Here is a 23,453-nt window from a genome sequence, read left to right on the forward strand (position 1 = left end):
TCCCTAAAGAGCCCTGTATGTTCCTGAAGTATGCAGCAGGCTGAACCCAGCCCGTTTTTTAATCCTCCTCGATGGTATCCGTCACCATCGTTTCAATATGGTAGTCGTAAAACCGCTCAAACAGCGCCCAGTCCAGGGTCTCCGGCCAATCGTTCTCGTCCAGGCTCCAGCCTTCCAGCAGAACACTGAGCAGGTCCTCCACATTGGCTTTAAGATGAGAAAGGATATCCTCCACATCTTCGAAATCTGGCAACAGAAAAATATCCGCTTCATCGTGCTGGTCCATATCAGCGTAATCAAGGGGCTGTTCCGGAAAAACTTCATTGGCCCACTCGATCAGAGCTGGCTTGGGCTTCACGACAAGTGCCGTGCGGTTGATTTTGTAAAATTCCATTAGTCTTCTTTCATGTTGTGGAAGACCGCGTTGACATCGTCATCGTCTTCCATGATTTCGATTAGCTTAATGACATCCTCTACTTCGCTGTCTGTAAGCTCTTTATAATGACTGGGAATGCGGACCAGTTCTGACTCCGTCACTTCCAGCCCGAATTCTTCGATACCTTTCTGGAGGTTGCCGTAATCTTCAAAAGCGCAGACCAGGACAATTTTATCTTCTTCCTGCTTCAGTTCTTCCAGGCCAAAATCAATGAGGTCCAGCTCCAGTTCCTCCTTGTCCTGCCCTTCGGCTTTGACTTTGAAGTTGGCCTTGCGGGAGAACATGTAGTCAACCGAGCCGGAGGTACTCAGGTTGCCCCCGTACTTGGAGAAGATGTGGCGGACACTGGCTACGGTGCGGGTGGGGTTGTCCGTTGCCGTTTCCACCATGAGGGCTACACCGTGTGGGGCATACCCTTCGTAAACCAGCTCTTCGTAGTTTTCTGCATCCTTTGAAGTCGCCTTTTTGATGGCATTTTCGACGTTAGCCTTAGGCATATTAGCCGTCTTGGCATTCTGTATAGCCAGACGCAGGCGGGGGTTGTACTCAGGGTCCGCCCCACCCTCCTTAACAGCGATAGCAATCTCCCGGCCGATACGCGTGAAAGTCTTGGCCATATTGGCCCAGCGCTTCATTTTCCGCTCTTTACGGTATTCAAATGCGCGTCCCATTATCTGCAATTTAAATTTGAATCAATAAAGCAGGTCTGCCTTAATCTGGCCTCCCTGCTTCAGAATGCATGCAAAATTAGCGTTTACAAATCAGCCTGCCATATATAGTTCTCAAAATTTTTCCTCCAATCGCCTCAGGTATGCTTTCAAAGCGGCAAAAATCCCTTATTTTAGCCCAACAAACCTCAATATGGAATATTTGGTAATTGACCTCGAAATGTCGGGCGACGACCCGAGCTATCACGATGTTATCGAAATCGGTGCGGTGCTTTACACCGATAACTGGATGGAACTGGGCAGGTATCAATCCTACGTATACCCGGAAAACGAGGAAGCGTTCTCTAAACCCTCCGAAGAAGTCCACGGCATCAGCCTTGAACAGTTAAAGGATGCGCCTATGCTGGATGATGTCCTGCCTGAATTTGAAGCCTGGATGCTGGGGCTGAGAAAGCTCAAGCCGGACCCCTTTGATAACAGCCGGGCGCTGCGGCACACTATGATTTCGGGCTTGGGCATCGTCAATGACTTCGCTTTCCTGCGCGCCGCCTACGGCATCATCAACCGCCGCTGGCCCTTCAGCTACCACATGCTGGACATGCAGTCCCTGACCCACGCGCTGTTCCCAATTTTCAAAGCCGCCGGAGAAGCCGTGCCGGAGCGCCAAAGCCTCACCGCTATTGCCGCTTATTTCAATCTGGAGCGTGAAACCGAAGAGCACAACGCGCTGGAAGATGCCGTGCTGACCGGGCGCTGTTTTATCGAATTGAACAAAATGATTGACCGGCTAAAGGTTGACCCCGCGGTTTAATTCTCGCCGACAGGACTGTTGTATCCCAAAGCATGGTCTCCGTGCTTGCTGTATGGTCGCCCCTCCGAGAGCGTGGCGGGCCCCTGCCTGCCCCTGCGTTCAACTCAAATGATAAAGATCAAAGTGGAAAAAGCCAAAGGGTGACGAAGATCATCGTACACCACAGGCAAGTTGATTTCTTTTGTGGTTATCGAAACAAACAATCAATTGTAATCAGAAAACTTAGCAAATGGTTCACGAAAGTCGGGTTTTGCTCAAATTTATTCCAAAATTAAATAGGGCAATTACGAATCAAGGGATATATTTGCCGAAGGACTTGGTATAAAAACTACATTAACCCCCACTGCTTACTGTTACTAAAAAACAACAAATACCAAGTTTTCAGAGATTTACGCCTACCACTCAAACTATTGAATTAGTGTAAAGTGTACACTAAAATTGACACGGGTAATCTAAACTTACCATACAACCAAAATTAAATTGTAGCTCTTATGAAAAACATTCTGCGATTGGTCGTGGCATTGGCAGCTGCGCTGCTCCTGGTCCAACAGGGGTATGCTCAGGGTACAGTACAAGGCCAAGCGATCGACGAAAATGGCGAGGCCCTGATCGGGGCTACCATTCTGCTGGTGGGCAGCAGCCGGGGAACGGCTACCGACTTTGACGGTAACTACGTCCTCGAAAATGTGCCGGCCGGCGAACAGCAACTCCGGGCATCCTATACTGGATACGGAGACCTTACTAAAACCATTACCGTAAGAGACGGAGAAACCGTTACGCTTGACTTCCAACTGGGCGAAGATGCCGAAGTGTTGGAGGAAGTGGTGGTCATCGGTTATGGCTCGGTGCGCAAGGAAGATGCGACCGGGGTAGTCGCGAAAGTAGAAACGAAAGACTTTAACCGCGGTGCCATTGTTTCGCCTGAACAACTGATTTCAGGTAAAGTGGCAGGTGTACAAATTTCACCAGGCGATGGTTCCCCAGGTGGTGGATCCGCCATTCGTATCCGGGGTGGTACATCCATCAACGCCAGTAACGAGCCGCTTTACGTTATTGATGGCATTCCCATCGACAATGAAGGTTTCGCAGGTGGAAGAAATCCACTGAACTTTCTCAATCCTAACGACATTGAGTCTTTCACTATACTAAAAGATGCCTCTGCGACAGCAATCTACGGTTCACGGGGTGCGAACGGTGTTATTGTTATTACGACCAAGAAAGGAGAGGCTGGCAGCCGCCCTCAAGTTAATTATGACGGGTATGTTACCATGAACGAAATTCGTGGCGAACCTGGCATGCTTGATGCCGACAACTTCCGCAGAGTAGTTACCTTTGCAGAGCCAAACCGCCTTGATTTATTGGGCAACGCTAACACCAACTGGTTTGACGAAGTGCTCCGTACTGCCTATGGTCAAAGCCACAACCTTAGCATTAGTGGTGGTGGTCAGAACAGTGGCTACCGTATCTCTGCCGGATATCAAAATTTGGAAGGTATTGTACGTACCTCTGAAACAGAGCGTGTGAGCTTTGGTATGAACTACAACCACAAATTCTTTGATGACAAGCTGATCTTAAATACAAATGTTCGTGGCGCCAGAACAAAAGATATTTTTGATCCGGGCATAGGTGCAGCATGGGACTTCGACCCTACACAGCCAGTTTTTGACCCTGCCAATGAAGCTTTCGCCGGCTATAATGAGTATGGCAATCCGTTGGCACCACGTAACCCGGTTTCTGCAATTGAACAGCGTCAGGACCAGGGCCAATCTTTCCGTACCCTTGGCAACCTTGACCTGGAATACAAACTGGATGACCTCGTTGAGGGATTGTCGTTCAAAACAACGGTTGGCTTTGATGTAAACCAAGGTAGCCGAAACCGCTTTGAACCTACAACCTACACTAATACAATTACTGGATCTGATTTTGCTGGTTTGGTCAACCTGGAGGATTATACCCGGACTAATTACCTTTTTGATGCTTACTTAAAGTTCCAGCGGCAACTGGCAGAAAGAAGCCGGCTGAATCTCACATTGGGTTATTCGTATCAAGACTTTACCGAAGAGTATACCGGATTCACCGCTCAGGACCTTTCGACTAATCAGTTTGGAGTAAACGGTCCGGATCAGGCAGAAGAGACTTTCCCTTTCAACAGTATTTTCGAAAACCGCCTGATCTCCTTCTGGGGCCGTGCGATTTACAGCTTTGACGAGCGCTACGTGCTGACAGCAACCCTTCGCCGTGACGGTTCCACCCGCTTCGGCCCGGAAAGCCGCTGGGGGTTGTTCCCATCTGCAGCTGTGGCCTGGCGGGTGCTTCAGGAAGACTGGGCAAGTTCACTGAATAATATTTTCTCCGACCTGAAATTCCGTGTAAGTTACGGCGTAGTGGGTAATCAGGAGATTGCTGATTATCTATATATACCTCAGTATACATTCAGTGACCAACGTGCACAATATCAGATCGGTGTAGATAACGATGGAAACCCGATTTTCGTCAGCACGGCACGCCCAAATGCCTATGATAGCGGGTTGCAGTGGGAAGAAACGACTTCCATCAATGCCGGTCTTGAATTCGGCTTTGCCAATGGGCGGATTAGCGGTTCACTCGAATACTATGTACAGCGGACCAATGAGCTTCTTATTGAGGTTAACGTGCCCGCCGGTACCAACCTCACCGATAGGATCACTACAAACGTGGGTGAAGTCGAAAACAGTGGTGTGGAGCTTAGCCTGAACGCTGTAGCCGTAGCAGGAAAGGACTTTAACTGGGACCTGAATGGTAACGTAGCCTATAACCGAACCAGAGTAATCGATCTGGGTAATATTGGTGGATCTGCTGGTATTCCACGGGGAGGCATTGCTGGTGCAGTGGGCAATAACATTCAGCTGATCCGGGAAGATGAAGAAATCAATGCCTTTTTCGTTTACGAGCACGTACTCAATGACGATGGCACTCCGGTATCTGCAGCAGATGACATTCAAATGTACGTAGACCAAAACGGTGATGGCATTATTAACGAGCTGGACCGCCGTATTTTCAAGTCACCAGCTCCCGATATCATTTATGGCCTGACCTCAAATATGAGTTATAAAGGTTTTGACCTCGCGCTGACGATTCGTGGAGCAGTAGGTAATTATATTTACAACAACAACGCATCAAACCGGGGGCACTTCGACAGAATTGGAGTCCTGCCTGGCTTTGTAAGCAACCTGCATGAATCAGCTTTGGTAACTCAATTTGAGAACCCACAGTACTTCTCAGACTATTACATAGAGGATGCTTCGTTCATGCGCCTGGATAACATCACGCTTGGTTACACGTTCCTGCCAAAGCGCGGCATTAGTAGCTTGCGTGCTTATGTCACAGCTACCAACCCACTCGTATTCACGGAATACAGTGGACTGGACCCTGAAGTAGGAGTTGACGGCATTGACAACGCGCCTTATCCACGGCCAGTTGGTTTCATTTTTGGTGTAAGCCTTGGTCTTTAATTTTTTGATTAAAAAGAACTTGATCCATGAGAAAGATCATTAATATATCATTAGTTGCGCTGGTGCTGGCTATGTCTGCCTGTACTGATTTGGATGTTACTCCACGCAACGACCTCATCCCTGATGTTTTCTTCGGTGAGGAGGATGCCTACCAGCGTTTTTTAGCACGGCTTTATGCTGGTTTGGCCGTAACCGGGCAGCAAGGGCCTGCAGGCAACCCGGATATCAAAACTATTCCGGATGAAGGTTTTTCCAGTTACTTGCGCCAGTACTGGCAATTGCAGACTTTGCCTACTGACGAGGCCGTAATCGGCTGGAATGACGAAGGTCTTCCCGATATTGTTACACAGCAATGGGGAAGTAACAATCAATTCGTGAGAGCTATGTACTCCCGGGTTTTCTTCCAGGTTTCTCTAGCAAATGAGTTCTTGAGGGAATCTACCCCTGAGAAGCTCGAAGAACGTGGCGTAAGTGAGGAAGTACGTGCCCAAATGCCTGCATTCCGCGCTGAAGCTCGCTTCCTCCGTGCCCTTAGCTACTGGCACGGTATTGACTTGTTCCGCAACATCCCCTTCTACACAGAGGATCAGTTGGTAGGTGGTAGTGCACCTTCACAAGCTAGTGCAGCCGATATTTATACCTTCCTGGTCGATGAGCTTCAAATAATCGAAGCCGATATGCTCGATCCGGGCACAGCTCCTTACGGCCGCGCAGACCGCGCAGCACTGTGGATGCTTCAGGCAAAATTGTACTTGAACGCTGAGGTATACAGCGGCCGGGCAGCCTACAATGAGTGTGTCGAGGCTTGCAATAAAATTATCGAATCAGGAACTTACTCGCTTGCTGAAAACTATCAGCACAACTTCCTGGCCGATAATCACACCTCACCAGAGATCATCTTTGCTGTCAATTTTGACGGTGAAGCTACTCAGACTTTTGGTGGAACAACCTACCTTGTACATGCGGCTCTTGGCGGTGCAATGACTGATACAGAGTATGGAGTATCTGGTGCTTGGGGCGGTCTGAGAACCACACCTTCACTGGTGGACTTATACCCGGATGAAACAGGCAACATTGATGAACGTGCCATCTTCTTCACAGAAGGTCAAACCAAGGCGATCGAAGCGCTGGATGAATTCACCAATGGGTATGCTTCTCCAAAATATCAGAATATCACTTCTGATGGAGTTGCAGGAAGCAGTGTTACATTCGTAGATACGGATTATCCCTTATTCCGCTTTGCAGACGTACACCTAATGTATGCAGAGGCTGTACTTCGGGGCGCTACCAACGGTGACCTGGCCACTGCAACAACCTTAATCAATCAACTACGCCTGCGTGCTTATGATAATGAAGCGGGCAATATTTCAGAAGCTGATCTGAACCTTGACTTCATTTTGGATGAGCGGGCTCGTGAGTTGTACTGGGAAGGTCACCGGCGCACAGATTTGATCCGTTTCGGTAAGTACACAGAAGAAGGGGTATGGGCATGGAAAGGAGGGATAGCCGAAGGACAAACTACGGCTGAATTCCGCAACCTCTACCCTATTCCAGCGGAAGAGTTGCTGGCCAATCCAAGCCTGGACCAAAACCCAGGCTACTAAAAAACAATCCGGGGCTGCACTTGCAGCCCCGGACCATTCGAAAATTTATCAAATTTTCAATCAGATTAAGACATGAAAAATTTTCTTAAAATATCTTCCATCCTGGTTTTGGCGGGGCTCGTTGCCTTTAGCTGTACCAAGGATGAGATCGACGTGGAAGCGTTGACGGACTTCGCGCCCGGTATTGTTTCCATCACTCCGGCCAACAACAGCAAGATTGTAGTTGGCAACTTCGACCTGAAAGTCATCGTGGCAGATGGTGAGTCTTCGCCTCTTTCCGAAATCTCTGTGCAGCTGCTGGATGAATTTGGCAACACCCTTGCCGATGCCACTCAGGCAGTGACAGGTACCCGCGACAGTATCGTGGTGCCTGGTGCCGATTTTGCAGTGCCTGCCGAACAGCTTGGCGCAGGCATCTACAATATGAATATCACGGTTTCGGATGCTAAGGGGCAGACCACCAACCGAAGCACGTCCTTTGAAATTTCGCTGCTGCCGTTCGCGGCCAACCATGATGAAATGTGGATTGCCGGTGGCTTCAATGGATGGGGCGGTGATGCGATGACCCTCGTCGCGGACCACACCTGGGAAATTTCAGGTATTGACCTGCTCGGCGACGAGTGGAAATTCAAAAACTGCCTGGACTGGTGTGATGAGGACTGGGGCGACACCGATTGCAACAACTTCATGGAAAGTAACCTCAGCGGCGGCAACGGCAATACCGCTTGTGGTTATTCCGGTGAAGTGACCGTAACCTTCAACGACGAAACCCTGGAGTACACGGTACGTCCGGCTGTTGAGTTTGCCACCAACCTCTCCGGTCTTTACCTGCTCGGTACCTTCAACAACTTTGACGGGGACGAATTCCGCTTCCAGCTCACGGGCGACAACACCTGGGAACTGGCTGAAGTGGAACTGGCAGAAGGCGATGAGTTCAAATTTGCTGAAATGCCCAACTTCATGGGCAAAAACTTCGGTGATGCAGATGGTGATGGTGTAGCCGAAGAGTTTGGCAACAACACTATGTTCATGGGCGACCCTGGCATTTACAAAATCACCTTCAACGACGCTACCCTGGAGTACACTATGGAATTCCTGGGCACTGGTGGCGGTGGCGGATTTGAGTCCATTGGTATCATTGGCGACGCTACACCCGGTGGCTGGGATGCAGAAACGCCTATGACAGACAACGGTGACGGTACCTACTCCATCCTCATCGGCCTGCTGGACGGTGAAGCGAAGTTTCGCGCTGATAACGACTGGGCTGTCAACTGGGGCGCTACTGACTTCCCAAGTGGCACCGGTACACAGGACGGGCCTAACATCCCGGTTACCTTTGGCCTCTACCAGGTAACGTTCAACCCTGAAACAGGTGAATACAGCTTTGAGGCAGCTTCAGTTGGCATCATTGGTGACTCCACGCCTGATGGCTGGGACGCAGATACAGATATGATGCCTGATCCTGCCGAGCCTTCCGTTCAAACCGTGAATATCGAACTGACGGATGGTGAGGCCAAATTCCGCCTGAATAATGACTGGGGCGTAAACTGGGGAGCTGGTGATTTCCCAAGTGGCATCGGCACACAGGATGGACCGAATATCCCCGTTACCGCGGGTAATTACACGGTACGTTTCAACGTGCTGACTGGCGAATACTCCTTTGAGTAAGTCATTTTGATTAGGCGATGTCTTATCGCCTGACAGATACGGGCAGGTGTTCTCCGGAGCATCTGCCCGTTTTCATTTTGCCCTCCTTCGAACATCAACAACGACGAGCGCTTTTTTTACATAAAAGCCTTTGAAAAGAACACAAGTTACCGCCTCCTTTCTCACCCTGTTGCTACTAGGCAGCCTGGTCGTGCTTTACTTTGCCTCACCTTCAGTACAGCAAACCGTCAATGAGGGATTCCGGCTGGCGAAGGCGGGTGATGAAGCCGCACTGGCAAAATGGTTTGAACAGTTCGGGATATGGGGCCCCATCGCCATCATTTTGTTCATGGTCCTGCAAATGTTCCTAATCATCTTCCCCAGCTGGCTGCCTATGGTTGTAGCGACAATTGGCTACGGACCGGTTTGGGGTGTGATTATTTCTATAGTCGCCGTCACTGTGGCTTCGGGCATTGGGTATTGGATTGGCCGGGTGTTTGGAGCGCAGGCCCGGGAGCGTTTTATAGGGAAGGAAAAAGAGGAGGAAATTTCTGAAGCCCTGGAAGAATATGGTTTTGGGACAGTGGTACTGTTTCGCCTCTCCCCTTTCCTGTCCACAGATGCCATCAGTATTATTGCCGGTTTATTGGGGATGCGCTTTGTGCCCTATTTGCTGGCTACCCTTGCAGGCATCACACCACTGGCATTGGGGATCGCCTACTTCACCCGGGACCTGGACCAACTCAAAACCGGGCTTTACTGGCTGGGCGGTATTGGAATACTCCTCTACGGCTTGTACATTTGGCTGGACCGAAAACGAAAAAAATCATGAAAATCGTAATAATAGCTGCCCGTTCAGAGAACGGGGTTATCGGTAAAGATGGAGGACTGCCCTGGTCTATGCCCGCAGATGAAGCTTTTTTCCTAAACGAAATCGAAGGCTGTTTCCTCCTGTCTGGCCGGAAATCCTACGAGTCCAATCAGGGCACTACCATTTTTAAGGATAAACAATTTGTGGTCATCACACGGCGGGAAAATTACAAAGCCGGCCCCGGTGGAGCAGTTGCCCACAGTATGGAAGAAGGTATAGCCCTGGCCCGGCAAAAGCAAGTGCCCCGGCTCTGCGTGCTTGGGGGCGGAGAAATCTACCGGCAGGCCCTACCCTATGCCGACGAGCTGATCCTTACGGACATTCACACACAGGTCGAAAACGGAGATGCCTTCTTTCCAGCGTTCAGTGCTGAAGACTGGGAGTTGACCCAACAAGAACCGCACGAAGCCGATGCCGATAACCCTTTCCCCTATACCTTTAAGTGGTTCAGCCGTCGTTAGCAAAGCACAATCCATTCATAATCAAAACAGTAAGCAAAACATATCGCCGCCATATTACGTTCTATTGTTGATTATCGATGACATAAATTAACTTTTTAATGGAATACCTCGTAGCAGGAATAGCGGGTTTGATGGTCGCTATCGTATACGGATTAACGCATCAACAACAACAAAAGCAAGAGAAAAGAAGAGCCCCCCACCCTTCTCTGGACACTCAAAATACCACTAATTACAATATGGAAATCCTAGAGGAAGCTCCACTGAAAAAGCTCACTCCAGAGGACGCTCAACGTATGATCGAGCACTGGAAACGTGGAGGTTATATTCCTTCGCACCGGGAGTTTTATGCCGTACAGCGCGTCCTTCGGCGCGACGCTAAAGCTCAGCTCAAAGAAGCTCAGGAAAATTAAACGCCAAAAGCCTTGTACCGCAGGGCTTTTCTTTTTTGCAGGAACTGCCTATCTTACCCATTCTTAAAACTTAACAAGCCATATGCCCAACCGAAAATTAATGAAGCGGAAAGACCAGGCCGTCATAGGAGGCGTTTGTGCAGGCATTGCCGACTACTACAGCTGGGACCCTACGAATGTGCGCCTTTTTTATGTGCTGCTTTCTGTGTTAAGTGCAGCTTTTCCTGGCTTATTGGTATATGTGCTGCTCTGGCTTTTCATGCCGGAGCGATAAACACTCAGTTCATGATCAGACTAAGCGAAATCCCTACAACACCGCCCGACGACCTGGACCGGGACGACATCGAAGATAAGACGAAAGAACTACAGGAACGCCTGGGCGACCTGCAAAAAGTCCTGTATGCTGAGCAAAAACACAGCGTGTTGGTCATCTTTCAGGGCATGGATGCCAGTGGAAAGGATGGCGCAGTGAAGCACACCTTCAAAGATTGCCATCCGCATGGCCTAAACGTATACAGCTTCAAAAAGCCTACCGATGAAGAGCTCGCCCACGATTTCCTCTGGCGGGTCCACAAGCAGGTACCCCCCAAGGGCATGATTCAGGTCTTCAACCGGTCGCACTACGAAGACATTCTCATTCAAAGAGTGCATGGCTGGATTGATGATGAACACGCCCACCGGCGTATGGCTGCCATTAACGCCTTTGAGGAGCTTCTCGCCTTTGACAACAATACCCACATCTTCAAATTCTATCTCCACCTGTCCTACGAACAGCAAAAGGAAGAACTACAAGAGCGCATTGACGAGCCCGAAAAGCACTGGAAACACAACCCCAATGACTGGAAGGAGCGCGAGCACTGGGATACCTACCGGAAGTACTACGAGTACGCCATCAATGAGAGCCGTATCCCCTGGACGATCGTGCCGGTAGACAAGCGCTGGTACCGGAACTATATCGTGGTCAAAACGTTAGTTGAACGACTAGAGGCATTGAACATGCAATACCCGCCTCTGCCGATTTAACTGAGGAATCTATGTCGAATATTGAGAAAGTACGTGTAGACAAGTGGCTGTGGAGCGTCCGGATTTTCAAGTCGCGCACTCAGGCCACAGATGCCTGCAAATCCGGTAAGGTTCAGGTTAATAATTCAGTGGCTAAGCCCTCTCAGCTGATTCAGCGGGGCGACCAACTTACCGTCAAGAAAAATGGTTTCAACTTACAGTATAAGGCGGTGGACCTAATTCGCAAGCGCGTAGGTGCGCCTATCGCCCAAACCTGCTACGAAGATCTGACACCTGAGGAAGAACTCAACAAGTACAACGAGTGGTTTGTAGGCAAGGGCAAAACCGAATTCCGTGACAAGGGTGCCGGTCGGCCTACCAAACGGGACCGACGAAAAATTGAGCGCTTTAAAGACAAGCTTTAATCCGTTAGAACGCTCACCTTCAGGCATTGCCGTGTCGAGGAACGTACCCGGTTGGCATGATTGCTCCGGTGCCCAACCAACCACAGTATGCTACCATTTGCATCCACCAAAATCCAGGTAGCGGCTTTCTCCGCCCGGGTGAATTTATGGTTGCTAAAGTAATCCTGAATTTTCTGGTGCTTCCCGCCCATCCCAAAGGGCTGGAAATGATCGCCTGCCTGCCATTTGCGCAGGGTCAGCGGAAATGCCAGTGTTTCGAAGTCGAAGTAGGCTATTTTGGAGTCTGCAGAGAAGGTCTCCGGCACCTTTTCCAACAACTGGAAATACAGGTATCCGCCGGGAAACGGCAGCTGTTCCGCGTCCCTATCAATAATCAGTGACTGTGGCCCTGTTTCCCTTTTAGCTACGACTTCCAACACCTCCGCGGCCAGCGCTATCTCGTGGGTTGGGGTTATAAAAATCTTGCCCGGTTGCCCTTCGTGGATTGCAGAGGCAAGGTCATTCGCCTGTGTGGTGTTCAAGCCAAAGGGCGACAACAACTCAAAGAGCACAGTGGGCAAAGCCGGAGCAAAAGCTTTGAGTGCATCCAACTGATATAATATTCGGTCGCCATCCTGAGTTTTGGCAGCTTCTTCAATCCGGTTCAGCATTTGTTCCATCAGGAAAAGCGACTCCCGAAACCGCTGCATGTTCTCCCCCAGCGACTGCTCCAATCTTGGGTTAAGCTCCCGGAAGGCTGGCAGGACACGGTGGCGAATAAAATTGCGGGTGTACTTGGTTTCCGCATTGCTGGAATCTTCCCTGTAAGCCAAACCCTGAGTCTCCTGATAATCGGATAGTGCAGACTGACTAGCGAACAACAGGGGCCGGACCACCTGCCCATTGCGCGGAGGGATACCCAACAGCCCCCTCAGGCCTGTGCCCCGAACCAGATGAAAGATCTGTGTCTCTACAGCGTCGGTGAGGTGATGAGCCGTGGCTATATAGTCATACCCTGAGGTTTCCCGGATGACCTCCAGCCATTCGTACCTCAGCTCCCGGGCCGCCATTTGTACGGAAACAGATGATTGTTCTGCAACAGCGACCGTATCGAAAGTGGTTTGGTGGAACGGGCAATCGAGCTGCCGGGCCAGGCCCTCCACAAATGCGGCATCCTCATCAGCAGCTTTGCCGCGTAGCTGGAAATTGCAATGCCCTATGCCGAAAGACAAGCCAGTTTGCGCAAATAAGTGCGCCATGACCACCGAGTCTTCCCCTCCACTCACGGCCAGCAAAAAATGCTGCTGTTTTGGGTGGTCTACCCCACAGGCATCAGCCAGGTAGTGCAGCATCTGTTTTGCCAGGTTCATAGGCGCGCATTCGCTTCGTAGTGCTGCCGCAGCATCGCTTCCGTATCAGGCAGCGACTTGAATACCTCAAAAGTGGTACCCTGTGTCCGCATAGCCCCCAGCGCATTGGCAAACTGCGCTGCCCGCACGTAATCCATCCGATCGCGCAGCAGACCGTAAGCCAGCCCTCCTGCGAAGGAATCGCCACAGCCCGTGGTATCAATGACTTCAGCTACCGGGATAGAAGGGACAAATTCAGCTTTAAACTGCCCGCCGGGCATGGAGTACACCATACAACCTCTGGAGTCGAGGGTAATGATTACTGCTTTCACGCCTCGTTCAAGGCTGTGCTGAGCGAAATCCGCCATATCTTTTTCGGACAGGTCTTGATAAGGTTGCTGAAGGTCTTCTGGCTTATACTCTTTGCTGAACCAGCTGCACCCCGCCTCCTCAATATTCATTTTCAGAATATCGATATACGGCAGCCACAGGTCACGCTCTATCCAGAAGCGGCGTACCCGGTCCCCCTGAGTTGTTACCGCTGTGGTTGGTCCGTGCGCATCGAAGATGGTCAGCGCATCCGGCTTCCGGTTTTCCTTGATGAACCGCAGGGTTTCCAATGGCACTTCATAATCAGAAATTGGAACGCCTACAAATACATCACTGTCCAGAAAGGGCTCCACATCTTCCGGCCGGATGGGCGGCATAAACGCCGTTTGCTTCTCCAGACGGTTGTTCTGATCTACAAACCGAAGCTGAATGACGTCTCCCTGATCTAAATGGGCGTAGACGCCTTCTGTGCTGATATTGGAATACCGCTCCAGCAATGCCTTTACCTGTGGCTCGTCTCTCTTTCGGACATGCGTAACGGGCACCACTTCACCCTGCTGACCCAGCAGAGCAGCAGCCCCAATTGCGGTATGCGTGGCGCATCCGTACTTTTCAATCACCCGGTTTTTGCTCGTGGTAATGTGGTCAAAGGGAATAGGGCCTAATACAGCCATCTTGTAATGCTTATCCATAGAAATGCTTACGTCCTGGTTCGAAACGAATATAGCATTTCTTGCCAAATTGACTATTGGATTGAGCCAGAATTGCCAAACAGTTTGACCCGATTTCTATCGGTGCAGCACCGGCAAGCGTCGTAGCGCAGAAAAACCAACAGGTCATTCAGTCTCAGCACGCAGCATATGCTGCACCGTAAAAGGATAAATCGACTCCCGATTATTCGCGCATTTCTTTCCAGGCATTGATCAGCCCGTTGGTGGAGGCATCATGACTGCTGACATCCTCGGCCCCATCCAGCTCGGGAAGGATTTTCTTAGCCAGCTGCTTGCCGAGCTCCACGCCCCATTGATCAAAGCTGAAAATATTCCAGATGATGCCTTGCGTGAAAATCTTATGCTCGTACAGCGCGATAAGACTTCCCAAACTACGCGGCGTTAATTTTTTGAGCAAAATAGAATTAGTGGGGCGATTGCCTTCAAAAACTTTGAATGGCAACAGCTGCTCAATTTCAGAAGGAGTCTTCCCCTCTGCTTCCAACTCTGCGCTGACCTCATTTTCGGATTTGCCCATCATCAGGGCTTCCGTCTGGGCAAAGAAGTTAGACAAGAGCTTGGCATGATGGTCTCCGATAGGATTATGGGAAATAGCTGGTGCAATAAAATCGCAGGGGATCAGCTTCGTACCCTGATGGATGAGCTGGTAGAACGCATGCTGTCCGTTGGTCCCAGGCTCACCCCAGATAATCGGCCCGGTCTGATAATCCACAGGCTGCCCACTTCGGTCCACATATTTACCATTGCTTTCCATATTGCCTTGCTGGAAATAGGCCGGGAAGCGGTGGAGGTACTGGTCATATGGTAAAATCGCTTCCGACTCTGCTCCAAAAAAGTTGTTGTACCAAATCCCAATCAACGCCAACAGCACTGGCAGATTTTTGTCCAGCTCGGTTTCCCGGAAGTGAAGGTCCATCGAGTGGAAGCCCTCCAGCAGTTGCCGGAAATGATCAAAACCAATAGTACAGGCTATGGGCAGCCCAATTGCAGAAGTCAGGCTGTAGCGGCCGCCGACCCAGTCCCAGAAACCAAACATATTCTCTGGCGCGATACCAAAATCCTTCACGCCATCCGCATTCGTGGAAATCGCTACGAAGTGTTTTGCCACTTCTTCTTCATTGCCTGCGGCTTCCAGGAACCACGAGCGCGCCGTGCGGGCATTCGTCATCGTTTCCTGAGTAGTGAAAGTCTTGGAGGCAATCATAAAGAGTGTCGTCTCCGGATCGCACTGCTTCAGGGTCTCTGCCATGTGGGTGCCATCGACGTTGGACACAAAGTGTACCTGCATACCCGGCTTCCAGTAGGGCTTCAGCGCTTCAGTGACCATCACTGCACCAAGGTCGGATCCTCCGATGCCGATATTGACAATCGTGCGCAGCGGCTTGCCCGTAAACCCCAGCCTTTCCCCACTCACCATCTGATTGGCGAAGGTTTCCATACGGCCCAGTACCTCATTGACCTCAGGCATGACGTCCTTCCCGTCTACCATAATGGGCAGATTGGTGCGGTTGCGCAGGGCAATGTGCAGTACGGACCGGCCCTCCGTTTCATTGATCGGTGCGCCGGTAAACATCTGCTCAATGGCATCCTGCAGCTTGCACTCTTTGGCTAACTCAAGCAGCAACTGAAGGGTCTCGTCGGTGATCCGGTTTTTAGAAAAGTCCACCAGAATATCCTCAAACTGAATCGAAAACCGGTTGAAACGGTCCGGATCATCAGCAAAGAGTTGCTTCATTTGTGCATCTCGGGCCTGTTCAAAGTGGGCTTCCAGTTTTTTCCAGGCTTGGGTTTGGGTGGGATTTTGTTGGTTTAGCATGGATGTATCGCTTATTTTTTATTTTTGGATGGCTGCGCTGAATCTAGTGTTCTGCAATATCGGAGATTAATGTTAACTCAAAGTGAAGCTTATGCCTGAGCCCATGCACTATTTACCCTATACCCGGTAAAAATGCAAGTCAACGCGCCAGAGAAAGAAGTAGGGACAACAATAGCGCCTATCCTTCCCCACGCTTAAAGCCGATGGACTTCTTATTGAAAACAAAGCTGCTCTTATCAAGTTTGAAAGGCTCCACATCTTCGTAGGTCAGCAAATTAGGCGGAGTATTGGCCCGCACCTCAGGTGATAGGGCAGCTAAACGCAGGTTGTGGTTCTTGATAGCTTCATTGACTACATTGCGCACAGTGCGGGCATTGCCAAAGTATTTGTCCCGGTAGTCGTAGAGAAAGGTCAGGTAACTCCTCAGGTGTTCCTCGGCTTCCGGTGAAGGCACCACACTTTCTTCGCTCAGCATCTGCAAAGCAATGCGGTGCAGTTCCTTTGGATTATAGTCCTCAAATTTAAGGATCTTGTCGAAGCGGGAATTCAGCCCCGGATTGGCCTTCAGGAAGGCTTCCATATTGTCCGGATAGCCCGCCACGAATACGAAGAAGCGTCCCCGGTGGTCTTCCATACGTTTAAGCAAGGTCTGAATGGCTTCATCGCCAAAATCACTTCCGCCGCGGCTAATCGATAAGGCATAGGCTTCGTCAATAAACAAGACACCGCCCATTGCTTCATCAATGCGCTCAGCAGTTTTGATGGCGGTCTGCCCAACGTGCCCGGCCACCAGCCCCTGCCGGTCCGTCTCAATCATATGGCCCCGCTCCAGTACGCCGAGGGCTTTGTAAATCTTGGTCAGAATGCGGGCTACCGTCGTCTTACCCGTCCCCGGATTACCGATAAATACGGTATGCAGGAAGAAGCTATTCAGCACATCGCGATTCGTCTCCCGGTAAAAGCGGACAAGGCGGACCAGTTCATTAATTTGCTCCTTGATATTGTCCATGCCCACCAGCCGCTGCAGCTCGTTGAGGGATTCTCGAAGCAGGGGCTCGTCCACCGGAATATTGGGGAGTTGAATGCGGGGCTTGACTTCAATTTTGGCGACATCATCGTATTCGACCAAAGCCAGTTCCTCCGCAGGCAACGTCTTGGGGTCTTCTTTGGACATGACCCTCAGCCCCAGATTGATTTTTGATTTTTCAATGAGGTCATAGACAAAGCGGGCATTACCGAATGACCGGTCACGCGTCCGGAATGCACTGATGATCAGCTCGTCAATTTTCTCTTTAGCTGCAGGGTGCAGTTTCACGCCTTTGTTGTCCGCAGCGACCTCAGCAATCAGCGACAACTCCTGCGGCAGGTAGTCAGGGAATTCGAAGTAAAGCTTGAAACGGCTCTTCAGCCCTGGATTGGAATCCAGGAAGTGCTTCATTTCTTTCGGATAGCCCGCCACGATAACGGCAAAGTCCTTACCGCTTTCGCCCGACATTTCCTTCACCAGGATTTCGATTACCTCCCGGCCAAAGTCCTTGCTGTCATCATTCGAACGGGCAAGTGCATAGGCCTCGTCAATAAAGAGAACGCCACCGCGCGCTTTCTCAATCGCTTCCTTGACCTTGGGGGCGGTTTGCCCGATGTATTCTCCCACCAGGTCCACCCGGTCTACCTCGTGCACATGCCCTTTGGAGAGCAGCCCCATTTTCTTGTAGAGCAGCCCCATCATCTGAGCGACGGTTGTCTTGCCGGTGCCAGGGTTGCCAATGAATACCGAGTGAACGTTGATCCGTTCCTTTTCCTCAAACCCACGGTCCTTGCGCAATTGCAGAAACTGAATATACCGGGCATGGTCTTTTACCTGTTTTTTAATAGCCTCCAACCCGATCAGATTGGTCAGGTTGCTCATTACCTCTTCGAAGGTCTTATTCAGAGACTCATCAGGCGCAAAAAGCACGGAAGAATGCCGGTTGGGCAAGAGCACACCGGAAGTACCCTCCTCAAAATCTTCTGCTACTTCAAACGGGATGACAGCCAAGAGCTTATCCATGAAGACCAACTCGGCAGTATAGCGGTCGCGGCGCCAGGAGCCTTTGACATTAGAACCCCAACCAGCCGTAATCCGGATGAGGTCATCCCGCTTGTCAATACGCTGCAGGCGGACCACCTGCCCCTTCAGCTCACGGGCATCGTTATAAAACTTGGTAAACAACTCACAGTGCCAGGATTTTTCCTGGAACAGGTTGCGCAGCACAATCTCCACATAAATATAACGGGTCTCCTCACTGCTGAACGTCTCGTAGTACAGCCGCTCATCTTCAATCACATCATCATAAGGCCCTTCGTACAACTTCAGAGACTGCACTTCCAGGTAAGGGTTCTCGCCCGGCAGGGCATCCCGGCCAGCCTCTTCCACATAGAAGTACTTGGTCGCGACCTTCTCCCCTTCAATCCAAGCTTCCCAGAAGTACGTGCCTTTTTTCCAGAATGCCCCTTCGGTCTTATTGCCCCACCCTTCGCGTATAAACATAAGGTGGTCGTACTTGCTTACCTTACGGCGGAACGGCAGAGAACAGAGCAGCTTGGAATTCTTCTTCATGGCGTAGCAACGAAGCTCCACGTCCACCTCCCAGTCTTTGACATCAAAAAGCTTGTTGTGAAAGGAGAGCTCCGCGTAAATGTAAGTGGTCTCATACCGGTCGAACACCTGCCGATACTTTTTTTTGTTATCGGCAAGCCACTCCGTGGAAGCGTAAACTTTCAGTTCCCGGAATTTATAATTTCGCGTTGTGGGATTCGTTATTTCCTCCGCCATTCGGCAATTAACTGGTTAAAGTCATTAAAGATAAACAAATAGCGCATTTTCAATTTAGTTCTATACGTTGAAATGCCCCTTAAGGTACATTTTTTCTAAAAAAGTCGGTTTTGTATACAAAAATGCGCCCTGCCGTTATTCCCGACAGGGCGCAATCCAATCAACTATAAAAAATAGTCTTCAGATAATTTTTCAATCTATTTCACCACTACCAGGCGGCGGGTAATTGTACCCAGTGGAGTGACCAGATTGTAGGTGTACATACCAGCAGGCAGTGCACTCACCTCTACAGTACGGTTATGCTGACCCGCTACCTGTGTGCCCAAATCGCTGGCATATACCACTTGTCCGGTAAGGCTGCGAATTTCTTCAGTCACCTGCAGTGGCTCATTGATGCTGAATTGAACCGTCGCCTGAGTGCGTACCGGATTCGGTGCAATCAGGAACTCGTCAAAGGCCGCATCCACTTCCCTTGTGCTTGTCAGCTCGCCGAGTGGGAAAGTGGTGCCGTCAGGTAAGGCTACCCATACTCCAAATGCCGTTGGGCCGTCGGCTTCACCCAGGAAGCCAGTCGCAAATACCGTTGCTGCGCCGCCGTCCAGTCCGGTGAGGTCTGCCTCGTAGGCTTTCACTGCGGTGTTGTTGTCGTCAGCAGGCGTAACATTCAGCTGATAAGTGGCCGCCGGCACATTCACATAGCCCTGATAATCTCCGTAGGCCACATCGTCAAACAGTACGCCAACAGTGCTTTGAACCGTAACATCAACATCAGGTGCATCGGTGGAACCGTGGTACAGCAGCAGGTCTACGCCTTCATCAGCTGCCGCAGTTTGTGCCATATCGAATACCGCCAGGTCAAACGGTGTATCAGCATTGCCAACCAGGCCGGTTGCCATGACGACATACTTTTGACCATCATTAAAACGGATATCCTCAAATGTCGCAATCGCATCATCCGCAGAGTTGCTATTCTCACCAGCTACTGCCAGGTCAATATCCGTACGGGTTGGCAGGTCAACGAATGGCGTTGCGGTACGGTAGGCAAAATCATTAAGTAGCAGATCTCCGTTGGCATAGACATCCACGGTAGGATCAGCAGAGTTGTGAATCACCTGCACTTGTGCTACCGGCGTAAAGCGCACGGCATCTCCCAGTGGAGAGAAGGCAATCAGATCGAAAGGCGGCTCATCGCCCAGCAGACCGGAAGCAACTACGGTTACGCCAAAGCCTGCAAGACCTTCCGGAATTTCTGATTCGAAAGTTGCAACGAGGGCATCGCTGTCTCCGGGTGTGATTTCCAGGTAGTAAGTTTCCGGATCAATTGGCAGTACGCCGGAGAAGTTACCATAAGCCAGATCGCTAACCAGCTCAGCACCCAGGTCGCGTGCCGTAACATCTACTGCCGGTGCACCCGGTGAACCATGGAATACGGTTACATCCACCTGAGCTGGGTCTTCTGAAAACAGTACCCCTTCTGTGTTTTGTACAAGCTCGAACGGATTGTCTGCATCACCGGGAATACCGTTGGCGATGATGATGTTGAACTTTCCGTCTTCAAACACAACAGGCTCCGTTACATTGAACAAGATATCACCAGGCTCATCGCTGTCTGCAGGCGCTACGCCAATCGTAAGCGGCGTACGGGTCGGGTAGTAAGTCGTTGCGCTTGTGGCTGTTTGGAAGTCCAGGTCTTCCTCGATTTTCACGGCATTGTTTACCCAAAGGTCTACACTTGCAGCAGCTGCCGCCGGTGAATTATGGATGATTTGTACACGAGCCGCTGGTGTGAATGGAATCACTTCCCCATTTGGCAGCACTGTCAGCAGGTTAAAGCCAGGATCGCCACCAACAATACCTGAGGCAAAGACAACAGCAGCGAGCCCTTCCGTACCAGTCAGGTTCTGAATAAAAGTACCAACCAGGTCATCCGCACCTGCCGGGCGTACTTCGAGGAAATACTGAATACCGGCCAGATCAAGATAGCCTTCGGTAAATGCTCCGTAAGCCAGTCCCGTGATGAAAGGAGCATCACCAGAATCATTAATATCCACAGCTGGTGCACCAGGGGAACCATGGAAGGCCATCACCTGAAGGGTTTCAGGGTCTGTGCTTGCTTCCTGACCCATGGCGCTGACTGCAAGGCCGAAAGGATTATCAGCATCACCAACGATGCCATTGGCAAAGACAACATAGGTTTCTCCGTTCTCAAACATAACCGGGATGTTGACCAGTGTGTCTTCTACAGATTCACTGTCGCTGAGCGCCACACCAATATTGATCATCGTCTCGGCTGGCAGGGTTTCGAATGGAGTAGCCGTCTGGAATGCAAAGTCGTCCAGCAAGAGGCTGCCATTCGCATAAATGTCTACGGTTGGGCTCGGTGAGTTGTGAATGATTTGCACGCGTGCCACGGCAGTTGCCGGGAATTCGACAACGGTACCATCCGGCAGTGCAGCAAACAGGCCAAAGGCAGGTTCACCGCCCAAAATACCGGAAGCAAATACCGTAGCAGCGCCTCCGCCCAAACCACTCAGGTCCGCTTCGAATGTCGCAACAATATCAGGGCTGCCAGCAGCGCGTACATCAAGGTAGTACAGGCCGGGCTCGGCTTCTAGGTAGCCGGTGTAGGAACCATATGGCAAATCCTCGATAATGTTACCTACCGTGCGGATATCTATATCGACATTCGGCGCACCCGGTGAGCCATGCAGTGCGGCAAACGCCACAGTCTCCGTATCGCTGGCGGCTTCCTGCCCCATGTCATTCACATGCAGAGTGAAGGGAAAATCAGTATCCCCGACAATACCATCAGCTGCAACAACGTAGGTCTTTCCATTCTCAAAAGTCACAGGGAAGTTCACCAGGGTATCGGCTACTGAGGTGCTGTTGTCCAGCGCTACACCAATATTGATTTCCACACCGGCATCTACAAAGATGAATTCAGACGCTGTACGGAACGCAAAGTCATCCAGCAGCAGCCCACCATTCGCATAAACATCGACAGTAGGGCTTGGGGAGTTGTGGATCACCTGCAGGCGCGCAACAGCTGTCGCAGGCAGCTCAACCACGTTACCATCCGGCAGTGCGGCGAACAAACCAAACGCAGGGTCACCACCCAAAATGCCAGAAGCAAACACTGTTGCCGCACCTCCACCCAGACCACTCAGGTCAGCTTCGAAGGTCGCTACAATATCCGGGCTGCCGGCTGCACGTACATCAAGGTAATACAGCCCCGGCTCGGCTTCCAGATAGCCGGTGTAAGAACCGTAAGGCAGGTCTTCGACAATCGTGCCTACCGTGCGGATATCCACATCCACATTGGGCGCACCCGGCGAGCCATGGAGGGTAGCAAAGGCCACAGACTCCGCATCACTGGCAGCTTCCTGCCCCATGTCATTCACATGCAGGGTGAAGGGGAAATCGGTATCACCGACAATACCATCGGCAGCCACAACATAGGTTTTTCCATTCTCAAAAGTCACAGGGAAGTTCACCAGGGTATCGGCTACGGAGGTGCTGTTGTCCAGCGCCACGCCGATGTTGATTTCCACACCGGCATCTACGAAGATGAACTCGGAAGCCGTGCGGAAGGCAAAGTTGTCCAATAGCAGCCCACCGTTCGCGTAGATATCTACAGTGGGGCTTGGGGAGTTGTGGATCACTTGCAGGCGCGCAACGGACGCAGCAGGCAATTCAAGAACCGTCCCATCCGGCAAGGCAGCGAACAGGCCAAATTCAGGCGTGGCACCCAGTAAACCGGATGCAAAAACAGTGGCAGCACCTCCGCCGAGGGTGCTCAGATCCGCTTCAAAGGTCGCCACGATATCCGGATTGCCGGCGGCACGGACATCCAGGTAGTAGGTCTGCGGTTCCACAGAAAGGTAGTCTGTAAAGTTACCATACTCCAGACCGGGGACAAGTGTGCCGACAGTCCGGGCATCTACATCTACAGCGGGTGCATTGGTGGAACCATGGTATACATTAAGGTCTACCATGCCCATCATTTCGGCTTCTGTTCTGGCGTTGGCATTGACGGCCAGGTCGAAGGGCGTATCCATATCGCCTACCACGCCAGTAGCAATTACCGTGTAGTTGACGCCCTCTTCCAACGCCCCCAGCGGGAACGTGGCAATGGCATCATCAGCGGAATTACTGGGCGAGACCGCGACATCAACCTCAATATCTGCACCAGCCGGTACTTCGAGGAAAGCGGTTGCAGCCCGGTAAGGCACACCTGTAAGTTCCGGTAATAGCGCGTCATTGACATAAATGTCGACAGTAGGGCCGGTATCGGTACCCGGCGTAGGCGAGTTGTGGATGATTTGAACGTTAGCAGTTTGGGCAAAGCTCAGACACGCCAATAGCAGTGCAAGGCTCACCATGTACAACTTCTTCATGGATTGCTTTTTTAAGGTTGGAGATTTATCATCATTCACCCAAACCAACAGAGCGCCTGTTTTTATGTTTCGGCAGATAATTGAAGATAGGCCGCCAAGTTACCTTTTTGCCAGATGCTTGTCATTTCGGTCAAAATACAGCTCGCCCGAGGCCATACTGATTGTTAAAGTGCCGGTGGCATTCAACAAAATTGAATTGAGGCTTCAGCC

The 23,453-nt window shown here is 50.9% G+C and carries 17 protein-coding genes; 10 read left to right on the forward strand and 7 right to left on the reverse strand.

The features are described 5' to 3' along the window. Positions 1 to 58 precede the first annotated feature (58 nt). Positions 59 to 394, reverse strand: a complete 336-nt coding sequence (locus MRY86_RS13880) for a hypothetical protein (RefSeq protein WP_293564239.1) — start codon at positions 392 to 394, stop codon at positions 59 to 61. After that, positions 394 to 1,107, reverse strand: a complete 714-nt coding sequence (locus tag MRY86_RS13885) for a YebC/PmpR family DNA-binding transcriptional regulator (protein WP_293564237.1) — start codon at positions 1,105 to 1,107, stop codon at positions 394 to 396. The genes MRY86_RS13880 and MRY86_RS13885 overlap by 1 nt, the downstream gene beginning before the upstream one ends. Positions 1,108 to 1,297: 190 nt before the next feature. Between MRY86_RS13885 and MRY86_RS13890 the strand changes: the two genes are divergently transcribed. From MRY86_RS13890 to MRY86_RS13935, 10 genes are all read left to right on the forward strand, one after another. Further along, positions 1,298 to 1,915, forward strand: a complete 618-nt coding sequence (locus tag MRY86_RS13890; RefSeq protein WP_044225061.1) for a 3'-5' exonuclease — start codon at positions 1,298 to 1,300, stop codon at positions 1,913 to 1,915. 491 nt (positions 1,916 to 2,406) lie between these two features. Further along, positions 2,407 to 5,406: a TonB-dependent receptor gene (locus tag MRY86_RS13895; RefSeq protein WP_293564233.1), complete on the forward strand. Its 3,000-nt coding sequence runs from the start codon at positions 2,407 to 2,409 to the stop codon at positions 5,404 to 5,406. A 26-nt stretch (positions 5,407 to 5,432) separates the two neighbouring features. Then, positions 5,433 to 7,010 (forward strand): RagB/SusD family nutrient uptake outer membrane protein, encoded by a 1,578-nt coding sequence (locus tag MRY86_RS13900; protein WP_293564231.1) that lies wholly within the window; start codon positions 5,433 to 5,435, stop codon positions 7,008 to 7,010. Between the two features lie 72 nt (positions 7,011 to 7,082). After that, a complete protein-coding gene (locus tag MRY86_RS13905; protein WP_293564229.1) occupies positions 7,083 to 8,678 on the forward strand; it encodes a hypothetical protein in 1,596 nt (531 codons plus the stop codon). Positions 8,679 to 8,808: 130 nt separating this feature from the next. Next, on the forward strand, positions 8,809 to 9,489 hold the full coding sequence (locus MRY86_RS13910; protein ID WP_293564227.1) for a VTT domain-containing protein: 681 nt from the start codon (positions 8,809 to 8,811) through the stop codon (positions 9,487 to 9,489). Further along, a complete protein-coding gene (locus MRY86_RS13915; protein WP_293564225.1) occupies positions 9,486 to 9,989 on the forward strand; it encodes a dihydrofolate reductase in 504 nt (167 codons plus the stop codon). Before MRY86_RS13910 ends, MRY86_RS13915 begins: the two co-directional genes overlap by 4 nt. Positions 9,990 to 10,087: 98 nt before the next feature. Beyond that, the gene (locus MRY86_RS13920; RefSeq protein ID WP_293564223.1) at positions 10,088 to 10,399 is read left to right on the forward strand and encodes a hypothetical protein; all 312 of its coding nucleotides are present in this window, start codon (positions 10,088 to 10,090) and stop codon (positions 10,397 to 10,399) included. Between the two features lie 100 nt (positions 10,400 to 10,499). Further along, positions 10,500 to 10,673 (forward strand): PspC domain-containing protein, encoded by a 174-nt coding sequence (locus tag MRY86_RS13925; RefSeq protein ID WP_293564221.1) that lies wholly within the window; start codon positions 10,500 to 10,502, stop codon positions 10,671 to 10,673. An 11-nt stretch (positions 10,674 to 10,684) separates the two neighbouring features. Then, positions 10,685 to 11,422 carry a PPK2 family polyphosphate kinase gene (locus MRY86_RS13930; protein WP_293571561.1) on the forward strand — a complete coding sequence of 246 codons (738 nt, stop codon included), beginning with the start codon at positions 10,685 to 10,687 and terminating at the stop codon, positions 11,420 to 11,422. A gap of 11 nt (positions 11,423 to 11,433) precedes the next feature. Continuing rightward, on the forward strand, positions 11,434 to 11,826 hold the full coding sequence (locus MRY86_RS13935) for an RNA-binding S4 domain-containing protein (protein ID WP_293566664.1): 393 nt from the start codon (positions 11,434 to 11,436) through the stop codon (positions 11,824 to 11,826). On the opposite strand, the gene tilS is transcribed toward MRY86_RS13935, so the two are convergent. From tilS to MRY86_RS13960, 5 genes are all read right to left on the reverse strand, one after another. Then, positions 11,823 to 13,175 carry a tRNA lysidine(34) synthetase TilS gene (tilS, locus tag MRY86_RS13940; protein ID WP_293566665.1) on the reverse strand — a complete coding sequence of 451 codons (1,353 nt, stop codon included), beginning with the start codon at positions 13,173 to 13,175 and terminating at the stop codon, positions 11,823 to 11,825. The genes MRY86_RS13935 and tilS overlap by 4 nt on opposite strands. Beyond that, positions 13,172 to 14,176, reverse strand: a complete 1,005-nt coding sequence (locus MRY86_RS13945; protein WP_293571563.1) for a carbohydrate kinase family protein — start codon at positions 14,174 to 14,176, stop codon at positions 13,172 to 13,174. The genes tilS and MRY86_RS13945 overlap by 4 nt, the downstream gene beginning before the upstream one ends. 202 nt (positions 14,177 to 14,378) lie before the next feature. Continuing rightward, positions 14,379 to 16,031 carry a glucose-6-phosphate isomerase gene (gene pgi, locus MRY86_RS13950; protein ID WP_293566667.1) on the reverse strand — a complete coding sequence of 551 codons (1,653 nt, stop codon included), beginning with the start codon at positions 16,029 to 16,031 and terminating at the stop codon, positions 14,379 to 14,381. Between the two features lie 178 nt (positions 16,032 to 16,209). Then, on the reverse strand, positions 16,210 to 18,846 hold the full coding sequence (locus MRY86_RS13955; RefSeq protein ID WP_293566668.1) for an AAA family ATPase: 2,637 nt from the start codon (positions 18,844 to 18,846) through the stop codon (positions 16,210 to 16,212). 197 nt (positions 18,847 to 19,043) lie between these two features. After that, positions 19,044 to 23,243, reverse strand: coding sequence for a DUF4397 domain-containing protein (locus tag MRY86_RS13960; protein WP_293566669.1), 4,200 nt, complete (start codon positions 23,241 to 23,243; stop codon positions 19,044 to 19,046). Positions 23,244 to 23,453 lie beyond the last annotated feature (210 nt).

The organism is Phaeodactylibacter sp., assembly GCF_022763345.1.
Classification (GTDB): Bacteria; Bacteroidota; Bacteroidia; order Chitinophagales; family Saprospiraceae; genus Phaeodactylibacter.

Excerpts from the sequence above, each read along its gene's own strand:
- MRY86_RS13895 (WP_293564233.1), top strand. The coding sequence starts at position 2,407 with ATGAAAAACATTCTGCGATTGGTCGTGGCATTGGCAGCTGCGCTGCTC.
- MRY86_RS13960 (WP_293566669.1), bottom strand. The coding sequence starts at position 23,243 with ATGAAGAAGTTGTACATGGTGAGCCTTGCACTGCTATTGGCGTGTCTG.
- MRY86_RS13925 (WP_293564221.1), top strand. The coding sequence starts at position 10,500 with ATGAAGCGGAAAGACCAGGCCGTCATAGGAGGCGTTTGTGCAGGCATT.
- MRY86_RS13905 (WP_293564229.1), top strand. The coding sequence starts at position 7,083 with ATGAAAAATTTTCTTAAAATATCTTCCATCCTGGTTTTGGCGGGGCTC.
- MRY86_RS13885 (WP_293564237.1), bottom strand. The coding sequence starts at position 1,107 with ATGGGACGCGCATTTGAATACCGTAAAGAGCGGAAAATGAAGCGCTGG.
- MRY86_RS13935 (WP_293566664.1), top strand. The coding sequence starts at position 11,434 with ATGTCGAATATTGAGAAAGTACGTGTAGACAAGTGGCTGTGGAGCGTC.
- MRY86_RS13900 (WP_293564231.1), top strand. The coding sequence starts at position 5,433 with ATGAGAAAGATCATTAATATATCATTAGTTGCGCTGGTGCTGGCTATG.
- MRY86_RS13915 (WP_293564225.1), top strand. The coding sequence starts at position 9,486 with ATGAAAATCGTAATAATAGCTGCCCGTTCAGAGAACGGGGTTATCGGT.
- MRY86_RS13890 (WP_044225061.1), top strand. The coding sequence starts at position 1,298 with ATGGAATATTTGGTAATTGACCTCGAAATGTCGGGCGACGACCCGAGC.
- pgi (WP_293566667.1), bottom strand. The coding sequence starts at position 16,031 with ATGCTAAACCAACAAAATCCCACCCAAACCCAAGCCTGGAAAAAACTG.
- MRY86_RS13955 (WP_293566668.1), bottom strand. The coding sequence starts at position 18,846 with ATGGCGGAGGAAATAACGAATCCCACAACGCGAAATTATAAATTCCGG.
- tilS (WP_293566665.1), bottom strand. The coding sequence starts at position 13,175 with ATGAACCTGGCAAAACAGATGCTGCACTACCTGGCTGATGCCTGTGGG.
- MRY86_RS13945 (WP_293571563.1), bottom strand. The coding sequence starts at position 14,176 with ATGGATAAGCATTACAAGATGGCTGTATTAGGCCCTATTCCCTTTGAC.
- MRY86_RS13880 (WP_293564239.1), bottom strand. The coding sequence starts at position 394 with ATGGAATTTTACAAAATCAACCGCACGGCACTTGTCGTGAAGCCCAAG.
- MRY86_RS13920 (WP_293564223.1), top strand. The coding sequence starts at position 10,088 with ATGGAATACCTCGTAGCAGGAATAGCGGGTTTGATGGTCGCTATCGTA.
- MRY86_RS13930 (WP_293571561.1), top strand. The coding sequence starts at position 10,685 with ATGATCAGACTAAGCGAAATCCCTACAACACCGCCCGACGACCTGGAC.